The sequence below is a fragment of the Sphingomonas bacterium genome (assembly GCF_903642285.1).
GTDB lineage: Bacteria > Pseudomonadota > Alphaproteobacteria > Sphingomonadales > Sphingomonadaceae > Sphingomonas.
Genome location: NZ_CAHJWJ010000004.1, coordinates 31,896 through 44,409, shown reverse-complemented (window position 1 = coordinate 44,409; position 12,514 = coordinate 31,896). Strand labels below are relative to the sequence as shown.

The following is a 12,514-nucleotide window of genomic DNA, read 5'->3' as shown; positions in this document are numbered from 1 at the left end:
AGGCGCAGGGAGAGGCGCCAAATGACGCAGGCAATCGCGGACCATCAGCCGACGCGCGGGGAAATCCGGCTCGTTATCGCGGCGTCGTCGCTCGGCACCGTGTTCGAATGGTACGACTTCTTCATCTACGGCACGCTTGCCGCGTCGGGCATCATCGGGCGCACCTTCTTCCCGGCGGGGAACGAGATGGTGCAGACGCTGCTCGCCTGGGCGGGGTTCGCGGTCGGGTTCGGATTCCGGCCGCTCGGCGCGGTGCTGTTCGGCTATCTCGGCGATCGGATGGGGCGCAAATATACCTTCCTGGTGACCATCACGCTGATGGGCATCGCGACTGCCGGGGTCGGGCTGGTACCGTCCGCGGCGACCATCGGGCTTGCCGCACCCGCGATCGTGCTGCTGCTGCGGATCGCGCAGGGGCTGGCGCTGGGCGGCGAATATGGCGGGGCGGCGGTCTATGTCGCGGAACATTCGCCGCGCGGGAAGGCGGGCTTCTACACCAGCTTCATCCAGGCCGGCGTCGTCGGTGGCTTCATCCTCAGCATCGTCGTCGTTCTGTTGACCAAGGCGGTGGTCGCGCCGCCGGTCTGGGACGGCTGGGCGTGGCGGCTGCCGTTCCTGTTCTCGCTCGTACTCCTCGCGGTGTCGCTGTGGATGCGGCTGAAGCTGTCGGAAAGCCCGGTGTTCGCGGCCATGCGCGCGGCCGGGGAGCGCGCGGTCAATCCATTGGTCGAAAGCTTCACCTATCCCGGCAATATCAAGCGGATGCTGGTTGCGTTGTTCGGAATCGCAGCGGGGCTGACGGTCATCTGGTACACCGCGATGTTCACCGTCCTGTCGTTCCTGCAGGGGCCGATGCGCGTCGACGAGACTACCGCGCAGCTGATCGTCGGCGCAGGCGCGCTGGTCGGGCTGGTGTGGTTCGTCGCGTTCGGGAAATGGTCGGACAGGGTCGGGCGCAAAACGCCGATCGTCATCGGCTATGCGCTGACATTTATATTGCTGTTCCCGATCTTCTGGACGATCGGCGCGGCGGCGAACCCCGGCCTGTCGCGCGCGGCGCAGCACGCGCCGGTGGTGGTGTCGGGGCCGGCCTGCGCGTACAGCCCGTTCGCGAAGGAACAGGCGGACGATTGCGGCCGGGTGCTCGACTATCTGTCGAAGAAGGGCGTCGCCTATGCCAAACAGCGCACCCCCGTCACCGTCGTGACGATCGGCGGCGAGCCGATCGCGGATCACGGCCCCGCCGGGCTCGACGCGGCGCTGACGCATGCCGGGTATGATCTGGCGAAGGTGAAGCCGTCGCCGGGCAACATCGCGCTGATCCTGGTGGCGATCCTGGCGTTGGGGGCGCTGTCGGGGATCACCTACGGCCCGGTCGCGGCGTTGCTGTCCGAGATGTTCCCGCCCGCCATCCGCTACAGCTCGCTGTCGATCCCCTATCATATCGGAACCGGCTATTTCGGCGGATTCTTGCCGTTCATCAGCCAGTATATCGTCGCGAAGACGGGCGATCCGTTCGCCGGGCTCTGGTACACCATGGCGGTCGTGGCGATGGCGTTGGTGGTGACGGTCGTCTGGCTGGACGAGCGCGCGCTGGTGTCGGCGGCAAAGGCGTGACGGTTTGACGGCGTCATCGCCGCCGCTGCGGTTGCTGCTGGACGGGGAGGCGCTGGCCGATAATTGGCGCGCCCTCGACCGGCTGAGCGGTAGCGCCGTCTGCGGCGCTGCGGTGAAGGCGGACGGCTACGGGCTTGGTGCAGCCGGCGTGGCGACGCGGCTGGCGGCGGCGGGGTGCCGCGACTTCTTCGTCGCGACATGGGCGGAGGCGGCAGCACTTGCGCCGCTGGGGCTGAACGTCTCGGTTCTGCACGGGGTACGCGACGAGGACATGGGGATCGCGCGGGAAGGCATCGCGCGTCCGGTGCTCAATACCCCAATCCAGGTCGAACGGTGGAAGGCGGCGGGCGGCGGGGCCTGCGACGTGATGGTCGACACCGGCATGAACCGGCTCGGGGTGTCAACGACGGCTTTGGCGGCCGGGCTGCTGGACGGTCTGGCGATCGAGACGCTGATGAGCCATCTGGCCTGTGCGGACGAGGATGCGGGCATGAACGCGCGCCAGCAGGCCGGTTTCGCCGCGCTGGCCGGCGCGACGAACGCGCGGCGGATGAGTCTGGCCAATTCCGCGGGCATCGTCTTGGGGCCGGCCTATACGTTCGACCTGACGCGGCCGGGGCTTGCCCTGTACGGAGGAACGCCGCGCGGGGAATATGAAGCGATCGTCCGCCCGGTCGCGACTCCCCAGGCGCAAGTGCTCCAGCGTCGGCGCGTGCCGACGGGGGACACGATCGGATACAATGCCACCTGGACCGCGCCCGCGGATACCGAGGTCGCGATCCTCAATATCGGTTACGCCGATGGCTATTTCCGGGGTTTCTCCGATCGCGGCTTCGCACGGTGGGGCGATGCGGCATTGCCGGTGCTCGGCCGGGTATCGATGGACCTGCTCGCGATAGGTGTCGACGACGCGGCGGGAATCGGCGAAGGCGACTGGCTGACGATCGACCTGACGCTCGCCGACGCGGCGAGCGTCAGCGGGATGTCGCAATATGAACTGCTCACCTCGCTGGGCGGTCGCTATGCGCGCCGCTGGATATGATGCCCTCATATTGCGCAGCATGCCGGCCAGCATTGTTGCGGTGCAGTAGGAAAGGCGATACGCCGACTGCTTCAGTGCGGGGGCAGACATGAAGAAACCCATCGGCGACGGTCCGGTCATCGTCAAGAAATACGCCAATCGCCGCCTCTACAATACCGAGACGTCGTCCTACATCACGCTGGACCACCTCGCCGCGATGACGCGGGAGGGCCGCGACTTCAAGGTCATCGACGCGAAATCCGAAGACGACATCACGCACAACGTCCTGACGCAGATCATCATGGAGGAGGAAAGCCGCGGCGAGACGATGCTGCCCGTCAGTTTCCTGCGCCAGCTGATATCGATGTACGGCGATTCGATGCAGGCGATGGTGCCGGGCTATCTGGAGGCGTCGATGGACAGCTTCCGCCGCAACCAAGCGCAGTTCAAGACCGCGGTCGAGGGGGCGTTCGCCAATTCCCCGTTCGCCGAGATCGCCAAGCGCAACATGGCGATGTTCGAAGCCGCGGCGAACGCGTTCAAGCCGGGCGCGGCGGGCAATGCTGCGCCGGCGGGATCTGCCCCCCCGGGTGGCAAGGACGCCGAGATCGCATCGCTGCGTGCCGAACTGGAACGGTTGCAAGAAAAGGTCGAACGGTTGCGGTGAACGCTCGCGACGACGGTCAGCGCGTCGGAAATGGTGCGACGAGGTCGACCCCGTCGAGCGTCAGCCTGCGAGATCGTGCAGCGGCCGGCATCGGCGCACCCGCCGGCACGACGTACAACCGCCCGGGTACCAGTTCACCCCGTGCGAAGGTGGCGGCTTCGGTTTCGAGACGGCGCGTGGTGGTGCGGCTCGTTCGCGCGGCATAGACGTTGGCGACGGGTCGCCCGGCATCGGTTGCACGCCATGCGACTTCCTGAAAGACGTCGAGGTCGTGCGTCACGTCGCCGGGCATGAACGCGATGGATCGTGACAGACCGATCAAACGATTCCAGCGTGGATCGAGGGTGCGGGCGTAAAGCTGGTGCCGGTCGGCCTCGCGGCTTTGGGCACGGATCGCGTCGGCCATGCCGGCCAGATCGATGACCTGAACCGCGACGACCGCGATCAGGACGAGTGCTGCGCGTTCGGCCGAGAGACGGAACACGGACAGCACTGCCATAAACACCAGGACATAGCCGACGGGCCAGAACAGGCGACCCGACGCGCGTACCGGGTCGAGCAACGCCAGTGCCAAAGGCGGCAGATGCATATGCGCCACGGCAAGGATCGTGAGCACGACCAGCGCCGGAACCAGCCCGCGCAGGCGCTGCCCTACCGCGCGCTCGCCTTCGCGGGCCGGCCGATAGACAGCGACGACGACGGCCAACGCCGTGAGCAGCAGACCACCGGCACCCAGATACTGGAACCCTTCGAAGCCCCTGCCCGGACTTTTTTCGTGAGCGGGCAACAGGTTCGAGAAATTGCCGATGCCCGGGTTCCACAACGCGTCGAGCGGCATAGAGAAGGCACCGAAATTGCCGGCCGGTATCTGATCGCCGATGCCGAGCCACCAGGCTAGCGCGGCGACGAGGCTCAAAATGGCCACGGCCTGTCCCAGCGTAGCGAGGCGCGTTTGCCGTGATCCCCCGGTGAAGCGCATCAGCATCGCCGAAGCCCAGATCGCGCCGACCATGATCAGCAGATAGCTGTGGATCAGCGCGGTCACCGCAATCAGCGGTGCCCACCAGGCCAGCCTCCGACTGCGGTCCGCATCGAGAAACAGACAGAGCGCCGCCAATATCGTCCAATGCGCCATCAGGTTGACATGGACGAACCGGTTGGCGAGCGTCGGTGGAAACGCCAGCAACATGACCCCGGCCCATAATGCCACGCGGCCCGGTGCATGGCGGCGAAGCAGCAGCCATGCGAAAAAGGCCTGCAGTATCAGGCTGAGGAGGACGAACGGGCCGACAAGCTGGGCGTCGTCGGGTAACAGCGTCGCAAATGGCTTCGCTGCCAATGTGACCAACGGGTTGCTGTCCGTGTAGAGTATCGGCACCCCTTCGGGGGCGTTGACCAATATGGTCTTGAGCGAGCCGCCGGCGGACCGGTCGTGCCAATAGGCATGCGCCCCGAGCGCGTTTTCGCCATTGTCGCTGCCCCGGATCAGCCATCCGGCATTGCCGACCTGCAAGGTCGTGGGGTGGAAGAACGCCAGGAATAGACCGAGTGGCAACAGCACGAGAAGGAGGGGAGTCGTGATGCGTCGCATCGCCTAACCCTAAGCGAAGGTGCCGGAAGAAGCGTTAACGGCGCGCGTTCGCCTGGGCGCTACAGACAGGCTTCGAGATAGGCCGAATCGAACCCGTATTGCCGTGCCTTGTCGAGCGTGTAGGGGCGCAGGCCCATCGAGCGGTATTCGCCGATGATCTTTCCGTCCGCGCTTTCATCGAGATATTCGAACTTGAACAGTTCCTGCGTGACGATGACGGGACCTTCCATGCCGATCACCTCGGTCACGTTCGTCACGCGCCGGCTGCCGTCGCGAAGGCGCTTGACCTGGATGATCAGTTCGACGGAGTCGGCGATCTGGCGGCTGATCGCTTCCTTGGGCACCTTGATGTCCGACATCATCACCATGTTTTCCATACGCGCCAAGGCCTCGCGCGGCGAGTTGGCGTGGAGCGTGCACATCGATCCGTCATGACCCGTGTTCATCGCGGCGAGCATGTCGAAACACTCGCTGCCGCGGATTTCGCCGAGGATGATCCGGTCCGGGCGCATACGCAGCGCGTTCTTGACGAGGTCGCGGATGCTCACCTCGCCTTGGCCCTCCAGATTGGCAGGCCGCGTCTCCAGCGGCAGCCAGTGCGGCTGCTGCAGGCGAAGTTCGGCCGCGTCCTCGATCGTCAGCACGCGCTCGCCGGGGTCGATCATCTTCGACAGGGCGTTGAGCATCGTCGTCTTGCCCGAGCCCGTACCGCCCGAGATCACGACGTTGAACCGGCTGGCGCCCGCGATCTTCAGCGCGGTCGCCATCTTGGGGCTCATGCTGCCGAAGCCCGCCATCATGTCGATGGTGATCGGCTTGGCGGAGAATTTACGAATCGAGATCGCGGTGCCGCGCAGCGACAGCGGCGGCACGATCACGTTGACGCGCGAGCCGTCCTTCAGGCGGGCATCGGCGAGCGGCGAGGTCTGGTCGACGCGGCGGCCGACCGAATTGACGATGCGTTGCGCGATCTGGAACAGATGTTCCTCGTCGCGGAACTGGATCTGTGCCAGTTCCAGCTTGCCCTTGCGCTCGACATAGGTCTGCTCGGGCCCGTTCACCATGATGTCGGTGATGTTGGGATCGGCGAGCAGTTCCTCGAGTGGCCCGAGACCCAGCAATTCGTCGACCAGCACCTTTTCCAGCGCGAATTGTTCGCGCCGGTTGAGTGTTAGTTTAAGTTCTGCGAGCACCTCGCCGATGATCGGACGGAATTCCTCGGCGAGTTCGTCCTTGCCGAGCGTCGCCGCGGCTTCGGGGTCGACCCGTTCGAGCAGGCGCGGCAGCACCTGTTCCTTGATCTTGTGGATCGAGCTTTCGAAACCTTCGACGCGGCTGCTGCCCGAATCGGCGGACGCATTCTGGCGATCGGCCAGGCGCTGCATCGCGTCCATCGGCAGGCCGGGCATCGTGCCGGGGCCGACGCCTTCGCTCTCCCCGGGTATCGGCAGCGAATCGAGCGGCGGAAATTGCGATCCGCCTTCGGTATCGGCGCGCGGCGCTATGCCGCCGCCTTGCATCGGACGCGCCACACCGAACGCCGGCCGGGCGGGGGTCGATCCCGTAGTACCAGGCCGTCGGCCGAACGCGCTCATGCCTCACCTCTTGTCGTCGTCAACGGGGTTAGGGGGCAAGGATTTACATTTGCCTAACCACGGCCGGAGCGCCGCGCGCTTGGATATCCCCCGCCTTGCATCCCCCGGCACCCGATGCTAACCGCCCGGCAACCCATCGGCAGGCGCGGTTCCGCGTCCCCGTCGCCATGGGGCGATATCCGTTGATCCAGGGACGAGGATGCTAATCGCGTGGAGCTATCCGGCGGTATTCAGGCGAGTTTGAGCGGGCGCTATGCGTTCGCTTTGTTCGAGCTTGCGCAAGAGTCTAAGGCGATCGAGGCCGTCGAGGCGAGCCTGGCGGCGGTGCGTGATGCGCTGACGCAGTCGGACGACTTCCGGATGCTGACGACCAGTCCGCTGGTCGCGCGCGAATCCGCGGTGAAGGCGGTGCAGGCGGTCGCGGACGAGATCGGCATCGACGGCACGACGAAGAATTTCCTGTGCGTCCTCGCGGAGAACCACCGGCTGGCACAGCTGCCCGCGATCATCCGTGCATTCCGTGCGTTGGCGGCGCAGCACCGCGGCGAGACGACCGCCGAAGTGGCGTCCGCGCATCCGCTGTCGGACGATCAGGTCGACGCACTGAAGCAGCAGCTTCGCACGCGCGTCGGTCGCGACGTCAATGTCGACCTGACGGTCGATCCCGAACTCCTCGGCGGGCTGGTCGTCCGCATCGGTTCGCAGCGCATCGATTCGTCGATCCGCACCCGTCTGAATGCGCTTGCGCACGTAATGAAAGTCGGCGGCTGACGCCGCCCCGGAAAGGCTGAAGGCAATACCCATGGACATCCGCGCCGCAGAAATCTCGAAGGTCATCCGCGACCAGATCGCCAATTTCGGCACCGAAGCCGAAATCAGCGAAACCGGCCAGGTGCTGAGCGTCGGCGACGGCATCGCTCGCATCTACGGGCTGGACAACGTCCAGGCGGGCGAGATGGTCGAATTCTCGAACGGCGTGCAGGGCATGGCGCTGAACCTGGAGGCCGACAATGTCGGCGTCGTGATCTTCGGGTCGGATTCGGAGATCAAGGAAGGCGACGTCGTCAAGCGCACCGGCACGATCGTCGACGTGCCGATCGGCAAGGCGCTGCTCGGCCGCGTGGTCGACGGCCTCGGCAACCCGATCGACGGCAAGGGTCCGATCGAGACGACCGAGCGCAGCCGCGTCGAGGTCAAGGCCCCCGGCATCATTCCGCGGACCTCGGTCAGCGAGCCGATGCAGTCGGGCCTGAAGGCGATCGACGCGCTCGTGCCGGTCGGCCGCGGCCAGCGCGAACTCATCATCGGCGATCGCCAGACCGGCAAATCCGCGGTCGCGATCGACGCGTTCATCAATCAAAAGGGCGTCAACGCCGGTACGGACGAGAAGAAGAAGCTGTACTGCGTCTATGTCGCGGTCGGCCAGAAGCGCTCGACGGTGGCCCAGCTTGTCCGCACGCTGACCGAACAGGGCGCGATGGACTATTCGATCGTCGTCGCCGCGACCGCATCGGACCCCGCGCCGCTCCAGTTCCTCGCGCCCTATACCGGCACTGCGATGGGGGAATATTTTCGCGACAACGGCATGCATGCGCTGATCGTGTTCGACGATCTGTCGAAGCAGGCGGTGGCGTATCGCCAGATGTCGCTGCTGCTGCGCCGCCCGCCGGGCCGCGAGGCGTATCCGGGCGACGTGTTCTATCTCCATTCGCGCCTGCTGGAGCGGGCCGCCAAGATGTCGGACGCGAACGGCGGCGGGTCGCTGACCGCGCTGCCGATCATCGAGACGCAGGCGGGCGACGTGTCGGCCTATATCCCGACGAACGTGATCTCGATCACCGACGGCCAGATCTTCCTCGAAACCGACCTGTTCTTCGCGGGCATCCGTCCGGCGATCAATGTCGGCTTGTCGGTATCGCGCGTGGGCTCCGCCGCGCAGACCAAGGCGATGAAGAAGGTCTCGGGCTCTATCAAGCTGGAACTGGCGCAATACCGCGAGATGGCGGCGTTCGCGCAGTTCGGCTCCGACCTCGACGCCTCGACGCAGCGCCTGCTGGCACGTGGCGCGCGGCTGACCGAACTGCTGAAGCAGAAGCAGTTCTCGCCGATGCCGTTCGAGGAACAGACCGCGTCGATCTTCGCAGGCACGCAAGGGTATATCGACACCGTGCCGGTGAGCGACGTGACCCGGTACGAGGAGCAAATGCTCGCCGACCTGCGTGCGAACCATGCCGATGTGCTGACGATGATCCGCGACACGCGCGATCTGGGCGACGAGGCGAAGGGTAAGCTGAAGAGTGCGCTCGACGCGTTCGCGAAGACGTTTGCGTAACGGCTGACATAAACGCACCGTCACCCCGGGCTTGTGCCGGGGTCCAGGGCCAAGCACGGATCGCTTGGGGCTCTGGATCCCGGCACGAGCCCGGGATGACGGACGAAGGAAGACTATGGCATCCCTGAAGGCCCTCAAGATCCGCATCGGCTCGGTGAAGTCGACGCAGAAGATCACCAAGGCGATGAAGATGGTCGCCGCCGCCAAGCTGCGCCGTGCACAGGAGGCGGCGGAGGCCGGTCGTCCCTATGCCGAGCGGCTGGAGGGCGTGATGGCCAGCCTGGCGTCGAAGGTGACGGTCAGCGAATCGTCGCCGAAGCTGCTGGCGGGCACCGGCAAGGACCAGGTCCAGATGCTGGTCGTCGTCACGTCCGAGCGTGGCCTGGCGGGCGCGTTCAACACCAACATCGTCCGCGCCGCGCGCAAGAAGGCCGAAGAGCTTGAGGCGGCGGGCAAGACGGTGCGCTTCTACGTCGCTGGCAAGAAGGGCCGCGTGATCCGTCGCTTCTATCCGGACCAGATCGCCGGGGATTTCGACATTTCGACCATGAAGGTGGCGAGCTTCGACCAGGCGCGCGCGATGGCCGACGACCTGATCCGCCGGTTCGAGGCGGGCGAGTTCGACGTAGTGCATCTGTTCTACGCCAAATTCGTCTCCGCGCTGGTGCAGGAGCCGACCGCGCGCCAGATCATCCCCGTGAAAGTGGAAGCGAGTGCGTCGCACGCCTCCACTTCCTCCACTTCCGCAGCCGCCGCGGTGGAATATGAGCCCGACGAGGAGTCGATCCTCGCCGACCTGCTGCCGCGCAACATCGCGATCCAGATCTTCCGCGCGCTGCTGGAAAACGCCGCGTCCGAACAGGGCAGCCGGATGAACGCGATGGAAAATGCGACCAAGAATGCGGGCGACATGATCAACCGCCTCTCTATCCAGTACAACCGCACCCGCCAGGCCGCGATCACGACGGAACTGGTGGAGATCATTTCCGGGGCGGAGGCGTTGTGAGCCTAGCCAGTTCGTTCAGGCCTGACCCGTATGCGACTGACCAAGAATGGGCGGCGGCAGGCGTTCCTTTGCCTGGCCGCGGTTCGGATTACTGCGTGGCGGCCGTGAAGGCAGTCGATGATTGTACGTTGCACGTCAGTCATCGTGATGGCGTGCAAGGCTTTGTTCGCTTCGAGCCATCGGCATTTCAAGGCGTTTTCGGACCACTGGGCAATCCTGCCTTTTTCAGACAAGCTTATGTAGAGCATGGTGCCGTTGCTTGGTCCGACGATATCGATCTGGCACCGGACAATATGCACCGCCATCTGTTCGCATTCGGCGAATGGGTCTTGCAATGACAAAACGAACAACGTCGCTTTCGATCGTTGCTTGCTGTCTGGTGACGCCTGCGGCGATTGCAAGCACACCCACGTCGTCCGAAATGCGTAACGCGTTGGTTGCCAGTTGCGCTGGGCTGGTCTCAGCGCCAATCACCTCCGTACAATGTACGGATTTGGGGCTGACGAGCCGACCGAGGCCGTTTGCCGCTATAGTGTTCGTCTCAAGGGCAGGACCGTCCACGACAAGACCTATTTCGCCGTCGATGCTAAGGGATGGCATCTAATCGACACGCCGGGATACTGCCCGGCCATAAGCAGGAAGTGACCATGGCAACCGCCGCTGAAGATATCCGCCCGACCACGACGGGCCCGCAGACCAATAATACCGGCACGATCTCGCAGATCATCGGCGCGGTCGTCGACGTGCATTTTCCCGACAACCTGCCGTCGATCCTGTCGGCGCTGGAGACGGACAATAACGGCAACCGTCTCGTTCTAGAGGTCGCGCAGCATCTGGGTGAGAACACCGTCCGCACGATCGCGATGGATGCGACCGAGGGGCTGACCCGTGGCCAGAACGTCCGCGACACCGGATCGCAGATCCGCGTGCCGGTCGGCCCCGCGACGCTCGGTCGCATCCTGAACGTCATCGGCGAGCCGATCGACGAGCGTGGCCCGGTCAACACCGACATGACTTCGCCGATCCACGCGGCTGCGCCGCTGTTCGTCGACCAGTCGACGGAAAGCGCGATCCTGGTCACCGGCATCAAGGTCATCGACCTGCTTGCGCCCTACGCGCGCGGCGGCAAGATCGGGCTGTTCGGCGGCGCGGGTGTCGGCAAGACCGTGCTGATCCAGGAACTCATCAACAATATCGCCAAGGGCCATGGCGGCGTGTCGGTGTTCGCCGGCGTGGGCGAGCGCACGCGCGAGGGCAACGATCTCTATCACGAATTCCTCGACGCGGGCGTCATCGCCAAGGACGCCGAGGGGAATGCGATCTCGGAAGGGTCGAAGGTCGCCCTGGTGTTCGGCCAGATGAACGAGCCGCCGGGTGCCCGCGCGCGCGTCGCGCTGTCGGGGCTGACGATCGCGGAATATTTCCGCGACGTCGAAGGGCAGGACGTGCTGTTCTTCGTCGACAACATCTTCCGCTTCACCCAGGCGGGCGCGGAAGTGTCGGCGCTGCTCGGCCGCATCCCCTCGGCGGTGGGCTACCAGCCTACGCTGTCCACCGACATGGGCGCGTTGCAGGAACGCATCACCTCGACCAACAAGGGGTCGATCACCTCGGTGCAGGCCGTGTACGTTCCGGCGGACGATCTGACCGATCCCGCGCCGGCGACGTCATTCGCGCATCTGGATGCGACGACGACGCTCAACCGCGCAATCTCCGAACTCGGCATCTATCCCGCGGTCGATCCGCTCGATTCGACCAGCCGCGTGCTGGAACCGCGCGTTGTGGGCCAGGAGCATTACGATACCGCCCGCGCGGTCCAGTCGCTGCTCCAGCGGTACAAGTCGCTGCAGGACATCATCGCGATTCTCGGCATGGACGAATTGTCCGAAGAGGATAAGCTGACCGTGCAGCGCGCGCGGAAAATCCAGCGCTTCCTGTCCCAGCCCTTCCACGTCGCCGAGGTCTTCACCGGCATCAGCGGCAAGTTCGTGCAGATCGAGGACACGATCAAGTCGTTCAAGGCGGTCGTCGACGGCGAGTACGACCATCTGCCGGAAGCGGCGTTCTACATGGTCGGCGGGATCGACGAAGCGGTCGCCAAGGCCGAGAAGATGGCGCAGGAGTCGTGATCTTCATTGCTGCCTTGTTGAGTTTGGTCACATCAACAGGGCCGGCACCGGCGAAGTCGGCTGCCGAGGCGATGGCGCACGCGGTTCCTTTGGGGTGTTTGCTTCACGTTAGCGGCGCGTCGCCTATTATTCAGTCCCGGCAGAAAGAACTGGCTGCTGCCGGACTGGAATATTTCGGGACGCCGCCGGCCGATATTGCCCAAGCTGTCGCCCGCGGAATGCCCGCAACGTGGGGCAAACCGCAATTTGCGAAGGTCATGTGGGCAGGTGGCGCGGCGTGGGTGGTCGGATTTGAGAAAGGCCAATGCTTTATCGATGCATCGAGCGATGATGGTCCCGCATTGCTGAAGGCGTTGCATGACCAGTTTGAAACGCCAGGCGTGCCATGGCGAAAGCTACCTCCGGCTGCCGCTCCCGAGCGTTATGCGATGGCCGTCCAACCTCCAGGCAAACCGGCAATCGCAATTGTCGCTAATTTGGTCGGAATGGATTTGGCCCCGGGCGGTCGGCGGGAAATAGTGAACTTTGAATCTACTCCCAACAAATAGGTAAGATA

11 protein-coding genes are annotated in these 12,514 nt (G+C 64.8%); 9 read left to right on the top strand and 2 right to left on the bottom strand.

What is annotated here, in order from left to right:
- The first annotated feature begins 21 nt into the window (after positions 1 to 21).
- The 3 genes from HUU99_RS03250 (at position 22) to phaR (ending at position 3,305) form a co-directional block, all read left to right on the top strand.
- A complete protein-coding gene (locus HUU99_RS03250) occupies positions 22 to 1,617 on the top strand; it encodes an MFS transporter (RefSeq protein ID WP_174285145.1) in 1,596 nt (531 codons plus the stop codon).
- Positions 1,618 to 1,621: 4 nt separating this feature from the next.
- Positions 1,622 to 2,659 (top strand): alanine racemase, encoded by a 1,038-nt coding sequence (gene alr, locus HUU99_RS03245; protein WP_174285144.1) that lies wholly within the window; start codon positions 1,622 to 1,624, stop codon positions 2,657 to 2,659.
- Between the two features lie 88 nt (positions 2,660 to 2,747).
- The gene (gene phaR, locus HUU99_RS03240; RefSeq protein ID WP_174285143.1) at positions 2,748 to 3,305 is read left to right on the top strand and encodes a polyhydroxyalkanoate synthesis repressor PhaR; all 558 of its coding nucleotides are present in this window, start codon (positions 2,748 to 2,750) and stop codon (positions 3,303 to 3,305) included.
- Positions 3,306 to 3,321: 16 nt separating this feature from the next.
- On the opposite strand, the gene HUU99_RS03235 is transcribed toward phaR, so the two are convergent.
- Together HUU99_RS03235 and HUU99_RS03230 are read right to left on the bottom strand one after the other, a co-directional pair.
- Positions 3,322 to 4,896, bottom strand: coding sequence for a DUF6311 domain-containing protein (locus HUU99_RS03235; protein ID WP_174285142.1), 1,575 nt, complete (start codon positions 4,894 to 4,896; stop codon positions 3,322 to 3,324).
- A gap of 59 nt (positions 4,897 to 4,955) precedes the next feature.
- Entirely contained in the window at positions 4,956 to 6,491 is a 1,536-nt protein-coding gene (locus tag HUU99_RS03230; protein ID WP_174285141.1) for a CpaF family protein, read from the bottom strand.
- A gap of 210 nt (positions 6,492 to 6,701) precedes the next feature.
- Here HUU99_RS03230 and HUU99_RS03225 point away from each other — a divergent pair, with 210 nt between their 5' ends.
- From HUU99_RS03225 to HUU99_RS03200, 6 genes are all read left to right on the top strand, one after another.
- A complete protein-coding gene (locus HUU99_RS03225) occupies positions 6,702 to 7,262 on the top strand; it encodes a F0F1 ATP synthase subunit delta (protein WP_174285140.1) in 561 nt (186 codons plus the stop codon).
- Positions 7,263 to 7,293: 31 nt separating this feature from the next.
- Positions 7,294 to 8,823, top strand: coding sequence for a F0F1 ATP synthase subunit alpha (gene atpA / locus HUU99_RS03220; protein ID WP_174285139.1), 1,530 nt, complete (start codon positions 7,294 to 7,296; stop codon positions 8,821 to 8,823).
- 115 nt (positions 8,824 to 8,938) lie between these two features.
- The gene (locus tag HUU99_RS03215; RefSeq protein ID WP_174285138.1) at positions 8,939 to 9,829 is read left to right on the top strand and encodes a F0F1 ATP synthase subunit gamma; all 891 of its coding nucleotides are present in this window, start codon (positions 8,939 to 8,941) and stop codon (positions 9,827 to 9,829) included.
- Positions 9,830 to 9,924: 95 nt separating this feature from the next.
- Positions 9,925 to 10,167 (top strand): DUF2442 domain-containing protein, encoded by a 243-nt coding sequence (locus HUU99_RS03210; RefSeq protein ID WP_174285137.1) that lies wholly within the window; start codon positions 9,925 to 9,927, stop codon positions 10,165 to 10,167.
- A 309-nt stretch (positions 10,168 to 10,476) separates the two neighbouring features.
- A complete protein-coding gene (gene atpD / locus HUU99_RS03205) occupies positions 10,477 to 11,958 on the top strand; it encodes a F0F1 ATP synthase subunit beta (protein ID WP_254602889.1) in 1,482 nt (493 codons plus the stop codon).
- A complete protein-coding gene (locus tag HUU99_RS03200) occupies positions 11,955 to 12,506 on the top strand; it encodes a hypothetical protein (protein WP_174285136.1) in 552 nt (183 codons plus the stop codon). Before atpD ends, HUU99_RS03200 begins: the two co-directional genes overlap by 4 nt.
- Positions 12,507 to 12,514: the final 8 nt, after the last annotated feature.

Excerpts from the sequence above, each read along its gene's own strand:
- HUU99_RS03250 (WP_174285145.1), top strand. The coding sequence starts at position 22 with ATGACGCAGGCAATCGCGGACCATCAGCCGACGCGCGGGGAAATCCGG.
- phaR (WP_174285143.1), top strand. The coding sequence starts at position 2,748 with ATGAAGAAACCCATCGGCGACGGTCCGGTCATCGTCAAGAAATACGCC.
- HUU99_RS03235 (WP_174285142.1), bottom strand. The coding sequence starts at position 4,896 with ATGCGACGCATCACGACTCCCCTCCTTCTCGTGCTGTTGCCACTCGGT.
- HUU99_RS03230 (WP_174285141.1), bottom strand. The coding sequence starts at position 6,491 with ATGAGCGCGTTCGGCCGACGGCCTGGTACTACGGGATCGACCCCCGCC.
- atpA (WP_174285139.1), top strand. The coding sequence starts at position 7,294 with ATGGACATCCGCGCCGCAGAAATCTCGAAGGTCATCCGCGACCAGATC.
- HUU99_RS03215 (WP_174285138.1), top strand. The coding sequence starts at position 8,939 with ATGGCATCCCTGAAGGCCCTCAAGATCCGCATCGGCTCGGTGAAGTCG.
- atpD (WP_254602889.1), top strand. The coding sequence starts at position 10,477 with ATGGCAACCGCCGCTGAAGATATCCGCCCGACCACGACGGGCCCGCAG.